Annotated in this window: 19 protein-coding genes and 1 pseudogene; 5 read left to right on the top strand and 15 right to left on the bottom strand. The window is 44.7% G+C overall.

Annotation, left to right across the window (positions count from 1 at the left end; all coding sequences use genetic code 11):
* Positions 1-299: pseudogene (locus ACI882_RS12325) on the top strand (hypothetical protein); the annotation flags it as partial.
* 183 nt (positions 300-482) lie between these two features.
* On the opposite strand, the gene ACI882_RS12320 reads toward ACI882_RS12325, so the two are convergent.
* Positions 483-815 (bottom strand): hypothetical protein, encoded by a 333-nt coding sequence (locus ACI882_RS12320; protein WP_411745508.1) that lies wholly within the window; start codon positions 813-815, stop codon positions 483-485.
* Between the two features lie 13 nt (positions 816-828).
* Between ACI882_RS12320 and ACI882_RS12315 the strand changes: the two genes are divergently transcribed.
* Genes ACI882_RS12315 through ACI882_RS12305 form a run of 3 tightly spaced genes read left to right on the top strand, consistent with a single transcriptional unit; the run spans position 829 to position 2,143 of the window.
* Positions 829-1,074 carry a DUF3820 family protein gene (locus tag ACI882_RS12315; RefSeq protein ID WP_411745507.1) on the top strand — a complete coding sequence of 82 codons (246 nt, stop codon included), beginning with the start codon at positions 829-831 and terminating at the stop codon, positions 1,072-1,074.
* On the top strand, positions 1,071-1,766 hold the full coding sequence (locus ACI882_RS12310) for a M48 family metallopeptidase (RefSeq protein WP_411745506.1): 696 nt from the start codon (positions 1,071-1,073) through the stop codon (positions 1,764-1,766). The genes ACI882_RS12315 and ACI882_RS12310 overlap by 4 nt, the downstream gene beginning before the upstream one ends.
* 11 nt (positions 1,767-1,777) lie before the next feature.
* Positions 1,778-2,143, top strand: a complete 366-nt coding sequence (locus tag ACI882_RS12305; protein ID WP_411745505.1) for a hypothetical protein — start codon at positions 1,778-1,780, stop codon at positions 2,141-2,143.
* Here ACI882_RS12305 and ACI882_RS12300 read toward each other — a convergent pair.
* The 7 genes from ACI882_RS12300 to prfB form a co-directional block, all read right to left on the bottom strand.
* Complete coding sequence (locus ACI882_RS12300; protein ID WP_411745504.1) at positions 2,140-3,495, bottom strand: ATP-binding protein; 1,356 nt, start codon at positions 3,493-3,495, stop codon at positions 2,140-2,142. The two genes, ACI882_RS12305 and ACI882_RS12300, sit on opposite strands and share 4 nt — an antisense overlap.
* Before the next feature lie 5 nt (positions 3,496-3,500).
* Positions 3,501-4,181: a response regulator transcription factor gene (locus ACI882_RS12295; RefSeq protein ID WP_411745503.1), complete on the bottom strand. Its 681-nt coding sequence runs from the start codon at positions 4,179-4,181 to the stop codon at positions 3,501-3,503.
* Complete coding sequence (locus ACI882_RS12290) at positions 4,156-4,485, bottom strand: PepSY domain-containing protein (protein WP_411745502.1); 330 nt, start codon at positions 4,483-4,485, stop codon at positions 4,156-4,158. The genes ACI882_RS12295 and ACI882_RS12290 overlap by 26 nt, the downstream gene beginning before the upstream one ends.
* Before the next feature lie 21 nt (positions 4,486-4,506).
* The gene (locus ACI882_RS12285; RefSeq protein WP_411745501.1) at positions 4,507-5,121 is read right to left on the bottom strand and encodes a glycine zipper 2TM domain-containing protein; all 615 of its coding nucleotides are present in this window, start codon (positions 5,119-5,121) and stop codon (positions 4,507-4,509) included.
* Positions 5,122-5,394: 273 nt separating this feature from the next.
* Positions 5,395-7,269 (bottom strand): propionyl-CoA synthetase, encoded by a 1,875-nt coding sequence (locus ACI882_RS12280; protein WP_411743958.1) that lies wholly within the window; start codon positions 7,267-7,269, stop codon positions 5,395-5,397.
* 748 nt (positions 7,270-8,017) lie between these two features.
* A complete protein-coding gene (gene lysS, locus ACI882_RS12275) occupies positions 8,018-9,532 on the bottom strand; it encodes a lysine--tRNA ligase (protein WP_411743957.1) in 1,515 nt (504 codons plus the stop codon).
* A 373-nt stretch (positions 9,533-9,905) separates the two neighbouring features.
* Positions 9,906-11,001 (bottom strand): peptide chain release factor 2 gene (prfB, locus tag ACI882_RS12270; protein ID WP_411743956.1). Its coding sequence is split into 2 segments (ribosomal slippage): positions 9,906-10,928 and positions 10,930-11,001, totalling 1,095 coding nucleotides; the frame shifts between segments, so codons are not numbered across the junction.
* A gap of 242 nt (positions 11,002-11,243) precedes the next feature.
* On the opposite strand from prfB, the gene ACI882_RS12265 reads away from it, so the two are divergent.
* A complete protein-coding gene (locus ACI882_RS12265) occupies positions 11,244-11,813 on the top strand; it encodes an NnrU family protein (protein WP_411743955.1) in 570 nt (189 codons plus the stop codon).
* A gap of 182 nt (positions 11,814-11,995) precedes the next feature.
* Here the strand turns inward: ACI882_RS12265 and recJ are convergent, their stop codons facing one another.
* From recJ to rpsP, 7 genes are all read right to left on the bottom strand, one after another.
* A complete protein-coding gene (gene recJ / locus ACI882_RS12260) occupies positions 11,996-13,714 on the bottom strand; it encodes a single-stranded-DNA-specific exonuclease RecJ (RefSeq protein ID WP_411743954.1) in 1,719 nt (572 codons plus the stop codon).
* Positions 13,707-15,104, bottom strand: a complete 1,398-nt coding sequence (gene thrC / locus ACI882_RS12255) for a threonine synthase (RefSeq protein ID WP_411743953.1) — start codon at positions 15,102-15,104, stop codon at positions 13,707-13,709. Before thrC ends, recJ begins: the two co-directional genes overlap by 8 nt.
* Before the next feature lie 16 nt (positions 15,105-15,120).
* Positions 15,121-16,419: a homoserine dehydrogenase gene (locus tag ACI882_RS12250; protein WP_411743952.1), complete on the bottom strand. Its 1,299-nt coding sequence runs from the start codon at positions 16,417-16,419 to the stop codon at positions 15,121-15,123.
* A gap of 566 nt (positions 16,420-16,985) precedes the next feature.
* Entirely contained in the window at positions 16,986-17,360 is a 375-nt protein-coding gene (rplS, locus tag ACI882_RS12245) for a 50S ribosomal protein L19 (RefSeq protein ID WP_411743951.1), read from the bottom strand.
* 14 nt (positions 17,361-17,374) lie between these two features.
* Complete coding sequence (gene trmD / locus ACI882_RS12240; RefSeq protein ID WP_411748505.1) at positions 17,375-18,169, bottom strand: tRNA (guanosine(37)-N1)-methyltransferase TrmD; 795 nt, start codon at positions 18,167-18,169, stop codon at positions 17,375-17,377.
* Complete coding sequence (gene rimM, locus ACI882_RS12235) at positions 18,151-18,684, bottom strand: ribosome maturation factor RimM (protein WP_411743949.1); 534 nt, start codon at positions 18,682-18,684, stop codon at positions 18,151-18,153. Before rimM ends, trmD begins: the two co-directional genes overlap by 19 nt.
* Positions 18,685-18,708: 24 nt before the next feature.
* Positions 18,709-18,960: a 30S ribosomal protein S16 gene (rpsP, locus tag ACI882_RS12230; protein WP_411743948.1), complete on the bottom strand. Its 252-nt coding sequence runs from the start codon at positions 18,958-18,960 to the stop codon at positions 18,709-18,711.
* Positions 18,961-19,310: the final 350 nt, after the last annotated feature.

The raw sequence follows: 19,310 nt of genomic DNA, 5'->3' as shown, positions 1-19,310 counted from the left end.
ACGATTGGCACGCAGAACTGCTAAAACATTTAGCCAGCAACCAACAACGCGTCGCTCAGGTCATCAATAACCTAGAAGGCATGTCGTTTAAGCCTCAATCGGCGACTTTCTTAGCATGGATAGAAAGCACTGACAGCCATATTGACCTTACACCTCACTTTATTAAAGCCGGTGTTATGCCCAGTGAAGGCGTATTTTTTGGTCAAAAGCACAATGTCCGACTGAATTTCGGAACCGATACAGAATCGCTTAACCATGGTTTAGCGATGATTGAGGACTACTGGAAAGCAACTCGTTAGTGCCCGTCTAGGTTCTGTGGATTACTACGGGCTAACCAAAGGTCTTATTTTAACAAGTCGTTCGAGCACATCCTTGTGTCACTCCACAGCGAGATCCCTCTCGCTGAGGCTTGTTAAAATAAGACCTTTGGCCAACCCTCATACGGTGTCATATCTATAGCCACGGCACCTAGAAAGACAAGTTTAACGCCAAAAAACACCATGCGGATCGACCCGAATTAACGCGATTTTATCGTCTAAATTAGCGTTGGGTTTATCTTCTGGAACGCTTTGCCAGCCGCCCTCTGAGCCTCGGAACAACAGAAGCCAGCCAGAGTCCGTAAAATCTAGCAATGCGAACGGTAATCTAACGTTAATTGACTTTGTAGGGTGTGGCACTTCTTCTTGAATTAATACTCGACGCCCTTTAAAAGACACAAATAATCGCTTACCCTTTGGCGGGTATTGCAATAGCTTCGCGATCGAGTGTTCTGCCTGCTTTTTAACCAGCGGCGGTAAATCTTCAATTTTTGACATACAGTGGCCATTAATGAATCTTGAACCCAGTGATTTAATCGAGTTAGCCCATACCACCATGCCCTTCGGAAAGTATCAAGGCCGCAAGTTAATAAAACTGCCTGAAGAGTATTTGCTGTGGTTCCAAAACAAGGGTTTCCCGAATGGCAGATTGGGCCAATTATTGGCCTTAGCTTTGTTATTACGCAGCGAAGGATTAGAGCACCTTTTAGACCCGATAACCAAACAAATGATGCCAGCGAGCTCTACCGTACAATGACTCAGTTAAACTGGCAGCAACAGCCCATTAAACTGGTACGTTCAAACAAACGTAAAACCATTGGGCTTTATGTTAAAGAGCGACAAATAGAAGTTCGCGCCCCTCATCACGTTGCCGTCAGCGAGTTAACTGATTTTATTCATTCCAAACAACAATGGCTCATTAAGGTGTTGGCCGAGCAAGCCCAGCAGATAACCGAGAAACCAGATTTTAGCGTTCGTCGCCATATACCTTTTATAGGTAAGCAGTTAAAAGTTCAGATAGTTCAAGGTAATAAGCTGGGCTGGCGTGATGAAGATGAGCGACTTATTTTGTATGCAAAAAACCAAGAAAAAAACCATATTCACCATCTGCTCGCTGATTTTTACCTGACCAAAGCAAAGTATGTACTGCACAATAAAACTCTCGACCTAGTGAGCACATTAAACTGGCAACACAAGCTGACAGATATTCGCTTCAGACGCACAAAAACCAAATGGGGTCACTGCACCGCGACAGGTCGCATTCAATACAACTGGTTGATTCTAATGGCACCTGAGTCTGTGATAGATTATCTTATAGCGCATGAAGTGAGCCATTTAAAACATTTGAACCACTCAGAGCAGTTTTGGCAACAGGTTCAAGCCATTCACCCGAGCTATCAACTTGATCGAAAATGGTTAAAAGATAACGGTCACACCCTAGTACTTTAAGTGAGTATATTTTGAACGAAAGACGCCAACATCAAGACAAGCTCGTTATAACAATCAGGGTCTTAGCCTCGCTGGCCTGGTTAAGCCTAATTGTCTGGCAAGTGATTGTCTGGCTCGCTGCGCCTGAACAAAACTCCATTATCAATCGGTATCATGAGTTAGAGGTCAGAAGCTTCTGGCTTGAAGACTGGGCCGAATGGTTACCTTGGGCGCTTGGTGCCTGCACTTTGTTTACCCTAGCCGCTTTATTTTGCTCACCGTTTCGCTCTAGACGTAAAAACGACCCAAAACGAGTGCACCTGCTGATATTGTTGGCACTTACTTTATTTGGTTTTTGGTTTTATTGGTCCAAGATCATTACCAATCTTGCCAGCTAAACCAGAGCCTTGGGCAGGCTAACAGTGAACCGAGCGCCACCAAATGGACTTGTTGAAACGTCAATCGTTGCGTTGTAGCTCATCAAAATATCTTGTGTCATTGCCAAACCAATACCTTGCCCTGGTTGTAAGCTATCTAAGCGCTTACCACGCTGTAAAATTCGCTCTCTGGCTTCTGGTGCTATGCCTTCACCGTCATCATCGATATGCACGACCACTTTATTGCTTTCACTGTGCTGATCTACTTCAACGCAAATTACTGAGCGGCCATATTTAAATGCATTTTCAATTAAGTTGCCGAGCACTTCGAGCACATCATTGCTGTCCATCGCCAATAAAACCACCTCGTCGCTCGATGGTAAATCGAGCACCTTATCTTCTTCTAAAAAGGCTTTATCGAGGGCACGCCCTAATCGCGCTAATGCAGCAATCAGGTCACAAGTTTGGCCTAATACAGGACCTTGACGAGCATCGGTCACAGAGCGCTGCAATTGATATCGAACAATTTGATTCATCCGATCAACCTGCTCGTTTAAGGTATTTTGATCATCGCATTGCAAGGTTTTCATCACCGCCAGGGGCGTTTTTAAGCTGTGCGCTAAATCACCCATGGCTTTGCGATAGCGTTCACGCTGGCTTTGTTCGGCATGCAATAGTTGGTTCAAACTGTCTGTTAGCGGCTTAAGTTCGCTTGGGTAATTACCTTGTAATTGGTCGGCTTCACCTTGGCGAATACGAGTTAACTGCAGCGCCAATAAATGCAGCGGTGTTAACCCCCATTTAGTGACCAATGCCAGCACTAACAACAAGGCAACAGAAGCAGTGCTTAAGCCGCCCCAAAGCTGCTGTCGATAGGTTGCAATTGAGGAATTCAAAGGTGCGGCATCTTCTAATACCCAAAATTCAAAGTAGCGATCTTGGTTAGTCGCGTCTTCCCAAATAAAGCCATTACGCTGATAAACAAAACCTTTATGCTGACCAAACTGTTCACCGCCTGGGGCTAAATTAGCTCGACTGCGTACCCATTCGCCTTCGGTAAACCACTCACTCGATAAACTTTCCCAAACCGATTGCCGCTGTTCATTGATGACTAAGCCAATCAAACCAGATTCTGGTGTATTAAAACGCTCTTCACGCAGGGCTCTCGGCAATGTCAGGGTGACATCATCTAGCTCAGCCAACGACAATAAACTAAAGGTCCGAATAAAGAGACGTTCAGCTTGAGCTGCGTTTTGGCTTTGCACAAAGGCTCGGTCTAACGCGTAGCCAGTAATGCCGAGAAAAAAAAGAATAAGGCAAGCGGCTGAACCGATCAGCCGTTTGGTTAACGACAAAGGTTGTTTAACTTGCATAGGCGTTACGCGCTGTCACCTTGATTAAATCGGTAGCCTTGTCCGCGTTGGGTAACAATAGGGTTGCGTTCGCCTTGTGGATCTAGCTTTTTACGTAACCGGCGCACAAACACTTCGATCACGTTACTGTCACGGTCGTAATCTTGTTCATACAAATGCGTCGTAAGTTCGGTTTTAGATACAACTTTATCTTTGTGGGTCATCAAATATTCAAGGGTGTTATATTCATAGCTGGTCAGTTCAACGATACTTCCTGCAACAGAGACCGATTTTGCTGCGGTGTCTAACTCGTATTCACCCAACTGAAGCGTTGGGCTCGACATACCCACACTGCGTCGCACCAAGGCCTTTACCCGCGCCATTAATTCATCAAAGACAAAAGGCTTGGCTAGGTAATCATCGGCACCGGCTTCTAAGCCTTCAACTTTGTCTTTCCAATGACCACGGGCAGTTAAAACAATTACTGGGTAATTTTTATTTTGTTCGCGCAGCTGTTTGATAACCTCTAGGCCATCTATACTCGGCAAACCAATGTCAATAATGGCGGCGTCATAATCTGTTTCTAAACCAAAAAACAAACCTTCTTGACCATCTCCACTGACATCGACAGCAAAGCCTTCTTTTTTAAAGCCCGTTTGCAGGTGTTCGCGCAATCCGGTTTCATCCTCGACGATTAAGAGCCTCATAAACGGCCTCCCTTTCTGCTTTATTTATAGGTAAACCAGTTTGCGGATGAATATCAACTTCCTTGATACGCCCACTGGAATCTAACACTCTGAGTCGATAAAACCAGGGCGGGTTGGTGCCATTTTGCTTTTCAACCTTAGCAACACGCCCTTGGTAGATGCACTCTACCGCTGCAACCACTTGGTTTTCAGAGGTCAGTGGTATCGCCTCGTGTGTACAAGGGTGGGTATCTGGCCAATCGTTGGCAGCAAACACCCAAGTTACCATGACAGACAACATTGCCCCTAGAATCATTCTTTTCATTGCAGCCCCTAAGTACGAAAACTAACGCGCAGTAGGCTGCACCTCCACTTTCAATTGAACGTATCGGCCAGGATGCTGCTGCGTTTGCATGGAAAATTCACGACCATTGTATCGGTAGCGAACGTCATAGCCTATTAGTTCGCGGTACTCTTGTCGATAGCGAGTATCACAGTCACGCTCAACTCGGTAATGTACGGTAGTGTCGTTGCTGCGGCTGACTTCGTTGCCGATCACGCTGCCGATAACACCACCGGCTATGGCACCGATGACCGCCGAGTCTCGACTACCACCCGAAGATGAACCAACATGGGCACCAATGGCACCGCCGATGATAGCGCCTGCCGCTGGGTTGCCACGAGAGCCGCTAGATTCTCGATAGATTTCAACATCACGAATTCGACATACTTCGTCATAGCGATCAGATCGATTACTGTCCCCACGTGAGCGGTAATACCAGTAGGTATCGTAAATCGGCGCGGCACTAATGACTCTGCCTTCGACATAAAACACATGCGAGTTTTGAGCACGACGACTTTCTTGCGAGTAATAGTCATCGTCGTAACGATCAGAATCAGCAAAAGACATGGCTGACAAGGTAGTGAAAGCCACTGCAGCAATTGATAGTTTAGAATTCATAATGGGTCTCCTTCGTAGCATTACAGAAAGATTAACCCTGTGAGCATGAACTCAAGCTGAATAATCTTCAACTGAGAAACGTCATTAGTAGCCCTTTAACGAAATAACTTAAAAAGCGCTCTAGAGTATGTGGCTTGCCTGAGCTGAGGTGCTGTAAAAATAGGCGCGCCGTGAAACCATCCATGGTGGCTCGTCATTGGCATCCATGCCAATGAACGCCCTTTTTTTACAGCACCTCTGCTCAAACTTGTATGCCATCGCTAATATTAGGTTTTATAAATTAGTGGCGCTGAGTTGTGCTTGTATTTCATCTAAAATAGCGGGGTCGTCAATGGTTGACGGTACAGTGTATTCTTCGCCGTCGGCCATTTTACGTAACGTTGCACGTAATATTTTGCCTGAGCGGGTTTTTGGCAAGCGTTCAACAACATGCGCCTGTTTAAAACACGCAATCGCCCCAATTTTTGCTCTGACGCTGGCCACTAGTTGTTCTTCTAGTGTTTCTGGGTCGATGTAGTCGCCATCTTTAAGTACCACTAACCCTAAAGGTAACTGGCCTTTAAGCTCATCCTGTATGCCAATGACGGCACACTCCGCTACCGATGGATGCTCGCTGATGATCGCTTCCATTTCGCCAGTGGAGAGACGATGCCCTGCTACGTTGATTACATCGTCTATGCGACCCATGACGAATAAATAGCCTTCTTCGTCTAAGTAACCCCCGTCGCCGGAAGCATAATAGCCGGGGAACTGGGTTAAATAAGCTGACTCATAACGTTTTGGGTTTTGCCAAATAGTTTGCAAGCAACCTGGTGGTAACGGTCGTTTCAACGCAATGAAACCTTGCTGCATGGGTACACAGCTTTGCCCTGCGTGATCGACAATTTCAACATTGAAACCGGGTAAGGGCCGGCCTGCACTGCCAGGTTTGACGGCAAAGGTTTCAATACCGAGTGGATTTCCGGCAATGGCCCAACCAGTTTCAGTTTGCCACCAATGATCGATCACTGGTTTGGATAAATGGGATTCAGTCCATACCAGGGTTGCTGGATCTAACCGCTCTCCTGCCATGAAAATGGTTTTTAGAGTCGATAAATCATAGTGATCAATCAATTTACCCTCAGGGTCCGATTTTTTGATCGCGCGAAAAGCCGTAGGCGCTGCAAATAACAAATTAACCTTATGCTCCTCACACACTCGCCAAAAGGAGCCCGCATCTGGTGTCCCAATTGGCTTACCTTCGTACAAAACAGTCGTACAGCCAGCAATCAGCGGCGCATAAACGATATAAGAGTGACCGACCACCCAACCCACATCGGAGGCAGCCCAAAACACATCACCTTGCTTAACGTTGTAAAGTGCAGCCATGGAATAGTTCATGGCTACCGCATGGCCACCGTTATCACGAACGACACCTTTGGGTGTGCCTGTTGTGCCGGAGGTATACAAGATATAAAGCGGGTCCGTTGCTTGAACTGCTTCACAATCGGCTAGTTCAGCCTCTAATAATAGGTCTTGCCAGTTATTGAATGGCGCAGTTTGTTTAATTTCTGGACGTTCCCAAATCACAATATGGTTCGGTTCATGATCTGCTTGGGCGAGTGCATCGATCACCATTGGCTGATAGTCGATAATTTTATTAGGTTCTATACCACCCGTTGCTGTGAGCAATACCTTGGGTGTTGCATCATTTAGCCTAACGGCGAGTTCATTAGGGGCAAAACCGCCAAACACGACCGAATGAATAGCACCTAATCGCGCGCAAGCAAGCATAGCAATAACCGCTTGCGGAATCATTGGCGTATACAGCACAACTCGATCACCCTTTGTCACGTCCATGGCTTTTAGCATACCCGCACATAGGGCCACTTCGTCTAATAGTTCTTTGTAACTGTAATGCTGCATGGTATTGGTAACAGGTGAATCGTAAATCAAGGCGGTTTGCTCACCCCGCCCAGCTTCAACATGCACATCTAGTGCTAAATAGGCTGTATTTAACTCTCCGTCGGCAAACCAAACATCATTACCTTGCAGGTTTTGACTGTATCCAACTGTAGGCTGTTTATACCATGTCAGTTTTTGGGCTTGTTCAAGCCAAAATGCATTTTTTTCTGATGCAGCAGCAGAGTGCTCTACTTTATAGCTCATACTATCGCTCCTTTTATTTGTTTTTAGCAGTCGATTGCTTCGAACATAATTAAAGAATGTAATTGGGCTAAAAACTATGACCTTTTAGTCTTTAAGACTAAGGTCGAAATGCATTCAGGTTAATAATGTAAAAACAAGCAAATGTTGATAAAAATGAGCAAAAATAAAACCTGCCAAGGGCTTGTGTTTTACAAAATATCTCCGGCAGGAAAATGACGTTTTTACCGGAAATCAATGCAAACCGCACGGTGCTTAGCTTTGCCAACGGTGTCCACAATTTCTGTGGATAAGTCTGTGCACAAGCAATTGAAAGTGTCATCTAAGCTGCATAACTGCCACACAAGCTGAAATTGCTCATTTTTTAACCAATGAAATAAAATCCTTATAAATCAATTAGTTATAGTATTTTAAAAGTGTTTTTTAGCTGACGGTACATTTTTTAGCCAATATTACGAGTTAAATTACCCTAATAATTGATCTGGGGATATTTTGCTTACAGGGTTTATTTTTACTAGGCAATAAGTTAGTGAAACTATATTGTTACGGAATGTAAAATCTTGACCACATTTGAAAATAATTGCACCGTTTTAGGCCTTTTTGACGGCTTAAAAACAGTTAATATTTATGCAATGCGCCAAAATGTGACCGACACCCTATTTTGAGTAAAAACACATCAATCCAACTGTTTTTAGGCATAAAAAAGCCAGATTAAAAATCTGGCTCTAAATTCACAATTTTGGCTTATTTCTTATTCCGCCTTCGGCTTCATATGCGGAAATAAGATAACGTCTTTAATAGAAGGTGAATCGGTCAAGAACATAACCAGGCGGTCAATGCCAATACCTTCACCTGCCGTTGGCGGCAAACCGTATTCCAATGCATTAATGTAATCAGCATCGTAGAACATCGCTTCATCGTCACCCGATTCTTTTTCAGACACTTGCGACTGGAATCGTTCTGCTTGATCGATAGGGTCATTAAGCTCTGAGAAGCCATTGGCAATTTCACGCCCGCCTAAGAAAAACTCAAAACGGTCGGTAACGTCTGGGTTTTCATCATTACGACGCGCCAACGGAGAAACCTCAGCTGGATAGGCGGTAATAAAGACTGGATCAAACAACTTCTCTTCAACGGTGGCTTCAAAGATTTCAGTTTGAACCTTACCTAAGCCCCAGTTCTCTTTAACATGTACACCTAGCTTTTGAGCAACGGCGGTTGCTGCTTCTAAGGTACTGATGTTATCGGCCGTTAAATCGCTATTGTACTTCAAGATAGAGTCAAACATGGACAAACGTTCGAATGGCTTAGCAAAATCATAATCGCGGCCCTGATAATGAATATCGGTTGAACCCAATACCGAATTCGCCACTTCCCGCAGCATTTCTTCGGTAGTATCCATTAAATCGTTATAGTTCGCGTAGGCTTGATACCACTCTAACATGGTGAATTCTGGGTTGTGACGGGTAGAAACACCTTCGTTACGGTAAGAACGGTTTATTTCGAAGACACGCTCAAAACCACCCACAACCAAACGCTTCAAGTAGAGCTCTGGCGCAATACGCAGATATAAATCACGGTCCATTGCATTGTGATGAGTGATAAATGGTCGTGCAGTAGCGCCGCCCGGTATCACCTGCAACATGGGTGTTTCAACTTCCATGAACGAACGCTCGGTCAAATAATTACGAATACCACTGATCACTTTTGAACGAACTTCAAATACTTTACGTGTTTCTTGGTTAACGATCAGATCAACATAACGCTGACGGTACTTAGCTTCTTGATCAGCCAAGCCATGGAACTTGTCAGGTAATGGACGCAAAGACTTGGTTAAAATACGTACGTTTTCTAAGCTTTCAACATTAACGTAAAGCTCACCCTTACCCGATTTACACAACAAACCTTTAACACCAACAACATCGCCGATATCGAGTAACTTCCAATCATCGCTTTCTTTTTGCAGCGGCCTACCCAAATAAAACTGGATAGAACCGGTTACATCACGAATACCCACAAATGGACCACCGCGACGCATAACACGACCAGCAATAGCAATCATGATGCCTTGGCTTTCAATCTCTTCTTTTTCTAACTCGCCATAAGCGACTTGTAAATCACCTGCTTTATGCTCAACGCGAAAGTCATTCGGAAAGGCAATACCCCGTTTATCCTGCAATTCAGCCAATTTCTGTTTTCGCTCAGCAATAATATGGTTATCTTCTGAAGGATTCGGCAAATTGTTTTCTACTGGGTTATCACTCATTTTTCATTTCCACGTTGTTGGTTTGTTTGTTTCGGTTGTTTCGGTTGTTTCGGTTCGAAGGGTGGTGGGTTGCTTTAAAAAGAACGCTGTAAACCCATCCATGGGCGCTCGAAGATCACATCCATGTGATCTCACGTCTTTTTAAAGCAACCCACCACCCTTCTTTATTTGGTATCACTTTTTAAATTTTAACTGCTTCATGCTTTTTTACTCTCACAAAGTCAATTGTGCCACACTCAGAAACGAATTGGGTACTAGAGTATGAAGGTATGAGACGACATGGATGTCGTCTTTAAGCGCCCATGGACAGGTTCACAGCGCACTTCTTACTCAAGTACCCAATTCGTTGAACGAAGCCACCAAGCCTTAAAGCTTAAAGACCTTTTTTCAAAGAAGCTTCGATAAATTGGTCAAGATTACCGTCTAACACGCTTTGCGTGTTGCGGGTTTCAACGCCCGTTCGTAAGTCTTTGATGCGCGAGTCATCTAACACGTAAGAACGAATTTGGCTGCCCCAACCAATGTCAGACTTATTGTCTTCGACCATCTGAGCCGCTTCGTTTCGGATGCTCATTTCGTGTTCATACAACTTAGCTTTCATTTGCTTCATTGCTTGGTCTTTGTTTTTGTGCTGAGAGCGATCATTTTGACACTGTGTAACGATACCCGTTGGGTTATGCGTTATACGTACCGCAGATTCGGTTCGGTTAACGTGCTGACCACCAGCACCTGATGCACGGTAAACGTCAATGCGTAAATCAGCCGGGTTGATCTCAATTTCAATGTTGTCGTCAACTTCAGGTGAAACAAAAACAGAACTAAAAGAAGTGTGTCTACGGCTACCCGAGTCAAAAGGGGATTTACGTACTAAACGGTGTACGCCCGTTTCAGTACGTAACCAACCAAAGGCATACTCGCCTTCAAAACGAACGGTAGCCGACTTAATACCAGCGACATCGCCCGCGGAAGCTTCCATGAGCTCAGTTTTAAAGCCCTTTTCTTCACCCCAGCGTAAGTACATGCGCAAAAGCATTTCAGCCCAGTCTTGAGCTTCAGTACCGCCAGAACCTGCCTGTATATCTAAATAGGCATTGTTTGGGTCCATTTCACCACTAAACATACGACGAAATTCAAGAACTTCTAGCTGACTTTTTAGATCACTAAGTTCAGCTTCAACTTCAGCAACGGCATCGGTGTCTTCTTCTTCCACCGCCATGTCGAGTAAGTCAATTGAATCAGCTAAGCCTGAATCTAGGTTATCAATGGTTTGAACGACGTGCTCTAATGCTGAGCGTTCTTGGCCTAAGGCTTGTGCGCGTTCAGGCTTATTCCAGACCTCAGGTTGGGCAAGTTCACGTTCAACTTCGTCTAAGCGTTCTTTCTTAATGTCATAGTCAAAGATACCCCCGAAGCACGTCGGTTCGCGCACCTAGGCCTTTGATTAACTCTCTAATTGGATTAACTTCCACGTTTGTACCGCCTGTTGGCTAAAACAGGCCAATTAAGCGCTGTTTAGCAAAAAAATTAAAGGTGCGCATTTTACAGGAAATCAATAGCCTAAGGTAGAGCTGATTAAGCCTTTTCATAATCCACCAACACTGATTCAAATCAACCCGCACAGTTAAAGCTTCGGCTACTCTTGGAGGACTACTTGAGCGAAAGTGAATGATGTATTCAGGTGCTATAGATAACCTCGTCTTAAGGAGGATATATGATTTGGCTCATTGTCGGCTTAGTTCTTTGGTCTGTTTCACATTCAATTAAACCCATTTTTCCAAAATTTAGACAAAAGATTACAGACTCGCTGGGTTTAGATAAAAGCAAAGGTCTTTTTTCTTCATTGGTACTAGTTTCAATTATTTTTATCATCTACGGTTGGCGGCACGCAGACCCCTCTCTCTTAGTGTATACCGCACCGAAATGGCTATTTATTCCAAGTTTAGTATTAATCTTTATCTCGATTTATTTATTTATCAGCAGTACAGCCGGGCTTCGGTATCGTCAATGGATTCGTCACCCACAACTTCTTGGCCTCATAATATTATCGGGTGGACATCTATTAACCAACGGCGAGGTTCGTTCAATTATCCTGTTTGCTGGGTTCGCAATTTGGGCACTGATCACCATACCTTTTATTAATCAACGTGATGGCACCTATGTAGCTCCTACACTAAAGCCGATTAAAGCTGAGATTAAATTTATTGTGATTACTATTATTGCTAGCTTACTTTTAATCGCTCTGCATGGTTTCTATACGGCAAGCCCATTAATTGGATTCTAGGCTATCCAAATAAGTAGGCATGGCTGAAATAAAGAAGCGAAATTAAAGTTCTCTTCGTAGTCAAGTGACAACTGATTCAATGAATTAACCCCTAAACAGGTGCGATTTTGAAATTATTTGTTATTTAAAATATGTACTTATCTTTCTGTTTCTCAAATTACGCCTGTGAATCCAATTTTATTTCATCTGGCTTCTATTTTCGAAAACATTAATTGCAGGGTTTCTTGGCCACGAAATCGGTTACAGCTTAGTTGATAAACGCCTTTTAGACGCTTGCCCTGTGTCGGCCATATGGTTGTATCGACATTAAACGCAATAGCATCAATTTCTTGCTGTCCGGTTTTCAACACTAACTTTAAATGCCGCTCACCCACTATGCGTTGCGAAACTATAGTGAAATCGCCAAAAAATTGCGGTTCAGGAAAAGCTTGTCCCCAAGGCCCAGCTTGCTCAAGAAGCAATGCTTGGTGCAAGTTGAGCTCGGATTCTTGCAAATTTCCGTCTGTCCATAGGTGTGCCTGTAAGACTTCTGGATCGGCCAATGCGTTTATTGACTGTTCGAATAACACTCTAAACTCTTCGAGTGATTCTTGCCGTATGGTTAAACCGGCAGCCATGGCGTGGCCACCAAATTTAATGAGTATGTTTGCGTTTTGTTTGCTTACCCAATCTAGGGCGTCGCGCAGGTGAACGCCGGGTATGGAACGGGCTGAGCCTTTTAAGGTGCCTGAATCGGATGGGGCCATGGCTATGACCGGGCGGTGTATTTTTTCTTTCACGCGCGAGGCGAGTATGCCAATGACGCCTTCATGCCAATCGGTATGGCTGAGGACTAACCCTGATGGCGGTGCGGTTAAATCAAGTTTGTCTAAGTAGCGTTGAGCATCGACTACCATGGTCTGCTCTATTTGCCGACGCTCTACGTTGAAGTCTTGTAATTGCTGAGCAATTTCTTTGGCCTCATGATCGTTTTCGGTTAGCAGTATTTGTACGCCGATGGTCATATCGTCTAATCGTCCTGCGGCGTTTAATCGCGGTCCAATAACAAAACCCATGTCTAAACTTTTTGCTTGTCGCCACTCTTTACCGGCTACGTCAAACAAAGCTCGAATTCCAGGTCGGCATTGCCCTTGTCTTATGCGATTTATACCTTGTTGCACCAGCTTTCTATTATTGGCATCCAATGGCACCACATCGGCTACCGATGCCAAAGCAACTAGGTCGAGCCATTTACCCAAATTGGGCAAATTAATTACGCCTTGCTCACGCAATTTCGCGCGCAGTGCTATCAACACATAAAATAAAACAGTACACCCGCAAGCGGCTTTACTTGCAAATAAACATCCGGGTTGATTTGGGTTCACGATGGCATCGGCGTTGGGCAAGGTGTCGGCGGCCAAGTGGTGATCGGTGACCAGTACTTTTACGTTGGCGGCTTTAGCTTTAGCCACACCTTCTAAACTGGCGATGCCGTTATCAACGGTTACTATTAGGTCGGGGTTTTGCTGTAATGCTAAGTCGACTATTTCAGGCGATAAACCATAACCATATTCAAAGCGGTTGGGCAGTAAGTAGTGTATGTTCAAACCCATCTCGGTCAGCCCTAACATGGCTAATGCAGTTGATGTCGCGCCATCGGTATCGTAGTCACCAATGATCAACACGTGCCAAGCCCGTGCTCGCGCCTGCACGAGTAGATCAACGGCTTTATCAATATCTTTTAAGGTTTGCCAAGGCAGTAGCGTTGCTAACGAAGCATCAAGTTGGTCGGCAGAGTCAACACCGCGAGAAAGGTAGAGTCGGTTTAATAAGGGATTACTGTGAACACTTAGGTGCTCATTTAAAATTGGCCGGGTTCGAACATCAAACCCGCCAATTGAAACGTTTTCTATTTTATTCACCAAATACGTGCTTTACAACATAAGCTTGCAAAACGTTTAGTTCATTTGCAATAACATCATAACGCTCTTCTCGGTCGAACAAATCAGCTAAATGGTGTGGCAGCTCCGGTGTTTCTAAGCCTGCCTTTTCAATCGCCTCGGTAAACTTAACGGGGTGTGCAGTTCCTAAAGTGATCAAAGGGATATTCATGTCACGACGACATTCACGTGCCGCTTTCACACCAATGGCCGTATGCGGGTCTAGTAGATAACCGGTTTCGTCATAAACCTGTTTAATGGTTTCACAGGTAACGTCATCGTTTACTGCGTGACTGTCGAACGTTTCACGTAAGCTGGCCATTTTTTCTAAATCTAATTCAACCGTTTCGACATTCATTTTGTTCATCAGGTTCGCAAGTACGGAACCATCACGGCCATAAACATCAAACAATAAACGTTCAAAGTTAGATGACACAACAATATCCATAGACGGCGATAAGGTATGGGCCAACGGTAGTTTTTCATATTTGTTTTGGCTAATGGTGCGGTGCAAAATATCGTTTTGGTTGGTCGCTACTATCAATTGTTTAACTGGTAGGCCCATTTTTTTCGCCAAATAACCGGCAAAAATATCACCAAAGTTTCCGGTTGGAACCGAGAACGCCATTTCACGATCTGGTCCGCCTAAATTCAAACTGGCGTAAAAATAATAAACTACCTGCGCCATAATACGCGCCCAGTTTATTGAATTTACGGCCACCAATCGGCGCTCTCCGTTTAAAAAACTTTGATCAGCAAAACAGGCTTTAACCATGCTCTGGCAATCATCAAAGTTACCTTCAACCGCCAAGTTATAAACGTTGTCGCCTTTAATGGTGGTCATCTGCTTGCGTTGAACTTCTGACACCCGATTGTTCGGGTGCATGATAAAAATATCAACGTGCTCACTGTGCTTACAACCTTCAATGGCGGCTGAACCGGTATCTCCGGAGGTGGCGCCAATAATAACGGCTTTCTCGTTGCGCTTAGTTAACACATGATCTAATAAGCGACCCAATAGCTGCAATGCAAAGTCTTTAAAGGCTAAGGTTGGGCCTTGAAACAATTCGAGTACGTATTCGTTGTGATCAATCTGCGCTAAGGGCGCTACCGCTTTATGACCAAAACCCGCGTAAGTTTCATTGATCATCGTTTGTAACGTAGCATCATCAATGGCGCCGCCAATAAATGGCTGAATAATTTTGAACGCCAGTTCGGCATAGGGTAATTCACGCCAGCTGCGAATGGTGTCTAGCGAATAATGCGGTAAGGTTTCAGGCACATATAAACCACCATCACTGGCTAGACCTGTTAGCAATACATCTTCAAATTCTAATGCCGGAGCTTGGCCACGCGTACTGATATATTTCAAAATTCTGCTCTCACTGTTATGAGTCTAAACGTTCAACACGAATACGAACAACTTTTGCTGGCACTGAAGACAAGGCTTCAATGGCAGAAATAGCACTGTTCATCTGACGTTCTTTGACCGGTTGTGTTAATAATACCAATGGCACTAGCTCTGCATCATCTGGAGCTTCTTTTTGGATGATTGCTTCCATATTAATACCATGTAGGCTTAATGTTTCTGCAATTTTGGCCATCTGCCCTACTTCGTCCTTTACTGAAATATGCAAGTAATAGGATGTTGTGAATTCATCTGGCGCCAGTACTGGTAAATCTTTGGTGACGGAGCTAAAGCCTAAATGTGGCACTAACCCGGGGCTGTCAATGTCGCGTGCGATATCAACGATATCGGCAATAACGGCCGATGCAGTTGCTTCTGCGCCGGCACCCGCACCGTAATACATAGTTGGACCAACCGCGTCACCGAATACAAGTACTGCGTTTAGCACACCATCGACATTGGCGATCAAGCGTTTGCTTGGGATCAATGTCGGATGGACTCGCATTTCTAGACCTTCTTCTGTACGTCTAGCAATACCGAGGTGTTTAATTTTGTAGCCCAGTTCATCGGCAAATTGCACATCTTCACGGGTAATTTTCGTAATACCCTCGGTGTAGACCTTATCGAACTGAAGAGAAACGCCAAACGCGTTTGCGGCTAAAATTGCCAACTTATGTGCAGCATCTATGCCTTCAACATCAAAAGTTGGGTCGGCTTCAGCATAGCCTAAGGCTTGGGCTTCTTGTAGGACGTCTTCGAAGGCTCGACCTTTTTCTGACATTTCAGACAAGATAAAGTTGCCTGTACCGTTAATGATGCCAGCAAGCGATTCTATTTGATTGGCCACTAAGCCTTCTCGAATGGCTTTAATAATTGGAATACCGCCAGCAACAGCCGCTTCATAGGCAACCACAACACCTTTGGCTTCAGCGGCCGCAAATATCTCATTACCATAAATAGCAATCAGAGCTTTATTGGCTGTGACGACATCTTTACCGTTAGCGATTGCCATTAATACCAGGTCTTTGGCGACGGTGGTGCCACCAATGGTTTCAACAATTATATGAACATCTGGGTCGTTAACGACATCAAAAATATCGCGTGATACTTCAACCTGTGCTAAATCACAACTTGGGTTATCTCGACGAGCACCGACATGGGTAATTTGAACGGAGCGCCCTGCTCGACGTGCAATTTCATCTAAATTACGCTGTAGGACATTAAATGTACCTGCACCCACAGTGCCTAAACCACATATACCAACATTAACCTGTTTCAAAGCTCGCCTCTTAGCGCAGATGATGACAATTACGATTGCGAACAGTACTGAACGCCACCGCCAAGGTCAACGAGCTTCACAGTGAAATGACCGCTTTTTTGATGATTAGCTGGTGACGATTTTGCAATAACCCATTCCAGAGTAATTTTGCTTGGTAAAAGAGGCAAAATTGACGCGATTGAACCAGAAGCTGCCACGGAATGAGGGTTAACCAAAGGGTTTGTTTTATCGGCCTCAGTGAGAGGGATCTCACTGAGGAGTGTCACATGGATGTGCTTGAACGACTGATTAAATAAACCCTTTGGTTAATCCGTAGTAATCCGCCATTCCTAGGTCGACACTCGGAGTACCCCGCCTGAACCGAGGTGCTGTAAAAACAGGGACGCCGTATACCCATCCATGGGGGCTCGTCATTGGCATCCATGCCAATGAACGCCCTATTTTTACAGCACCTCGATTCAGGCTCTCAGATATAGATACAGTGATAAAGCATCGAATAATCAACCGTCTGAAAACAAAAAAGGCCACCCGAAGGCAGCCTCTTTATTTCAGAACACAAGCAGCAATTAAGCGCTTGTTTTCTTACCTGGGATCTTCTCTTTAATACGAGCAGAACGACCAGAACGCTCACGCAAGTAGTAAAGTTTAGCTTGACGTACAGCACCACGGCGCTTGACTTCAATGCTATCTACTATTGCAGAGTAAGTTTGGAAAGAACGCTCAACACCAACGCCATTCGAAATTTTACGAACGGTGAAAGCAGAGTTAACGCCACGGTTACGTCGAGCAATTACAACGCCTTCAAAGGCCTGTAGACGCTCACGGTCACCTTCTTTTACTTTAACCTGTACAACCACGGTATCACCCGGGCCAAAGGCTGGTATTTCTTTTGTAATCTGTTCAGCTTCTATCTGCTGAATTATCAAATTTTTGTTGCTCATGATTCAGCTCCTGATCAGTCGCGTGAGCGTTGTTGCTCACTTTCAAATTCATCTAAAAGAGTCAGCTGTTCTTTCGAAAGCTGGCGACCTTCCAATAAGTCGGGTCGTCTTTGCCTTGTCCGGCCTAGTGCTTGCTTGGCACGCCATCGACGAATATTTTCGTGATGACCACTTAACAGTACTTCCGGCACACCTTTATCATCGAGTACTTCTGGCCGAGTATAGTGTGGACAATCCAACAAGCCATCAAAAAAAGAATCTTCGACTGATGATAAATCATGACCAAGCACGCCTGGCACCATGCGGCTGATTGCATCCATAAAAGCTAATGCACCCAACTCACCGCCACTGAGGACAAAATCTCCAAGTGACCATTCTTCATCAATATCTGCTTCAATCAACCGTTCGTCAATTCCCTCATACCGACCACAGACAAATATCAAATGTTCGTTCTGAGATAACTCAACTACGCCTTGTTGATCTAGTTTTCGCCCTTGTGGTGACATATAAATCACCTTTGCTTTGCCTTGACTGTTCGCTTTCGCGGCAGTGATGGCATCGCGCAATGGCTGAACCTTCATCAACATACCGGGACCACCACCAAAAGGTCGGTCATCCACGGTTCGGTGTTTGTCTTGGGTAAAATCACGAGGATTCCAACACTGGGTTGAAATGAGCCCTTGTTTTACCGCCCGACCGGTTACGCCATATTCTGTAAATGTATCAAACATTTCAGGAAACAACGTGACCAAACCAAACGTAAGTGCAGGTTGATCTACACCTTCTTCATTCAAAACTCTGGATCCCAATCTACCGTCATTTGGCCTTTCGCAAGGTCAATTTCAAGAATAAATTGGTCTACATGCGGAATTAAGCGCTCGCGCCTATCAATGCTATTCACATTGCCCTTTACAACGACGACATCGTTGCCGGGTCCTGCTGCCATTAAATGATCCACTTCGCCGAGCACAACACCTTCGGTGGTGATTACGGCTAGGCCTTCCAGTTCGTACCAATAGTACTCACCTTCGTCCAACTCAGGTAAACGGTCTTTCGGAACGCAAATTTCTGCGCCTGAATATTTTTTCGCAATCTCGCGGTCATCGACCCCTTTCAAATGCGCAACCATTCCCTTGCCATGACTACGTCCTTTGTCCACTTCGACCAATGTCGTTGTTTGACCTTGGCGTAATGTCCAATCTCCGTATTCTAGGATTCGATCCATTGGCTCAGTAAAAGAAAAAACTTTCACCCAACCTTTGACGCCGTAAACCGACGAAATCTTACCTAAAACAATGAAATCTTTAGAACTTTCTGTACTCATGACGACCTATAGCCTCTTAGTTAATTAGGCTTCGGCTTTCTTAAACTCTTTAAGCAATTGAGCGACGCGATCAGAAGTCTGTGCTCCCTTGCTTGCCCAATAGTCAACGCGATCCAGGTCGACGCGTAAACGTTCTTCCTGACCACGGGCTATTGGGTTAAAGAAACCAACACGCTCAATGAAACGACCATCGCGGGCATTTCGGCTGTCAGCCACTGTAAGATGATAAAACGGGCGCTTCTTAGAACCACCACGTGCGAGTCTAATGACTACCATCGCGTTCTCCTGTTTGTGGGCAAGCTTTAAAATCACCTGCCATTGCGGAAAGCTATCGGGGGTTACCCGTAGACTAAAATCCAACGTTTAAATAACCTGGGGAAAACCCAGAAATTACGGCCGCGCAATTATACGTATTTTGCCTAGTTAAGCAAGAGAACATCAGTAAGGAGTATACAACTGAGAATTTGGCTAGTTTCTAGCCCGAGATATAGAGTCCCGCCTAGGCTTAAAGCCATGAAGCAAGAACTCTCAGAGCGTTATCCTTTATTCCTAAAATAACGTATTAATAAATAAGCCTTAATCGCAATGACCACCACTACTGCCACAGTAATCAGAAATACCTGCAA

The organism is Reinekea sp. (assembly GCF_046710285.1).
Lineage (GTDB): Bacteria > Pseudomonadota > Gammaproteobacteria > Pseudomonadales > Natronospirillaceae > Reinekea.
This window is presented reverse-complemented; position numbering and strand designations above follow the sequence as displayed.

What these genes read in the sequence shown, in the direction of transcription:
- ACI882_RS12295 (WP_411745503.1), bottom strand. Translation starts at nt 4,181, where the DNA reads ATGAGGCTCTTAATCGTCGAGGATGAAACCGGATTGCGCGAACACCTG.
- ACI882_RS12315 (WP_411745507.1), top strand. Translation starts at nt 829, where the DNA reads ATGAATCTTGAACCCAGTGATTTAATCGAGTTAGCCCATACCACCATG.
- lysS (WP_411743957.1), bottom strand. Translation starts at nt 9,532, where the DNA reads ATGAGTGATAACCCAGTAGAAAACAATTTGCCGAATCCTTCAGAAGAT.
- ACI882_RS12265 (WP_411743955.1), top strand. Translation starts at nt 11,244, where the DNA reads ATGATTTGGCTCATTGTCGGCTTAGTTCTTTGGTCTGTTTCACATTCA.
- rpsP (WP_411743948.1), bottom strand. Translation starts at nt 18,960, where the DNA reads ATGGTAGTCATTAGACTCGCACGTGGTGGTTCTAAGAAGCGCCCGTTT.
- ACI882_RS12285 (WP_411745501.1), bottom strand. Translation starts at nt 5,121, where the DNA reads ATGAATTCTAAACTATCAATTGCTGCAGTGGCTTTCACTACCTTGTCA.
- rimM (WP_411743949.1), bottom strand. Translation starts at nt 18,684, where the DNA reads ATGAGTACAGAAAGTTCTAAAGATTTCATTGTTTTAGGTAAGATTTCG.
- rplS (WP_411743951.1), bottom strand. Translation starts at nt 17,360, where the DNA reads ATGAGCAACAAAAATTTGATAATTCAGCAGATAGAAGCTGAACAGATT.
- ACI882_RS12310 (WP_411745506.1), top strand. Translation starts at nt 1,071, where the DNA reads ATGACTCAGTTAAACTGGCAGCAACAGCCCATTAAACTGGTACGTTCA.
- ACI882_RS12320 (WP_411745508.1), bottom strand. Translation starts at nt 815, where the DNA reads ATGTCAAAAATTGAAGATTTACCGCCGCTGGTTAAAAAGCAGGCAGAA.
- ACI882_RS12300 (WP_411745504.1), bottom strand. Translation starts at nt 3,495, where the DNA reads ATGCAAGTTAAACAACCTTTGTCGTTAACCAAACGGCTGATCGGTTCA.
- ACI882_RS12290 (WP_411745502.1), bottom strand. Translation starts at nt 4,485, where the DNA reads ATGAAAAGAATGATTCTAGGGGCAATGTTGTCTGTCATGGTAACTTGG.
- ACI882_RS12280 (WP_411743958.1), bottom strand. Translation starts at nt 7,269, where the DNA reads ATGAGCTATAAAGTAGAGCACTCTGCTGCTGCATCAGAAAAAAATGCA.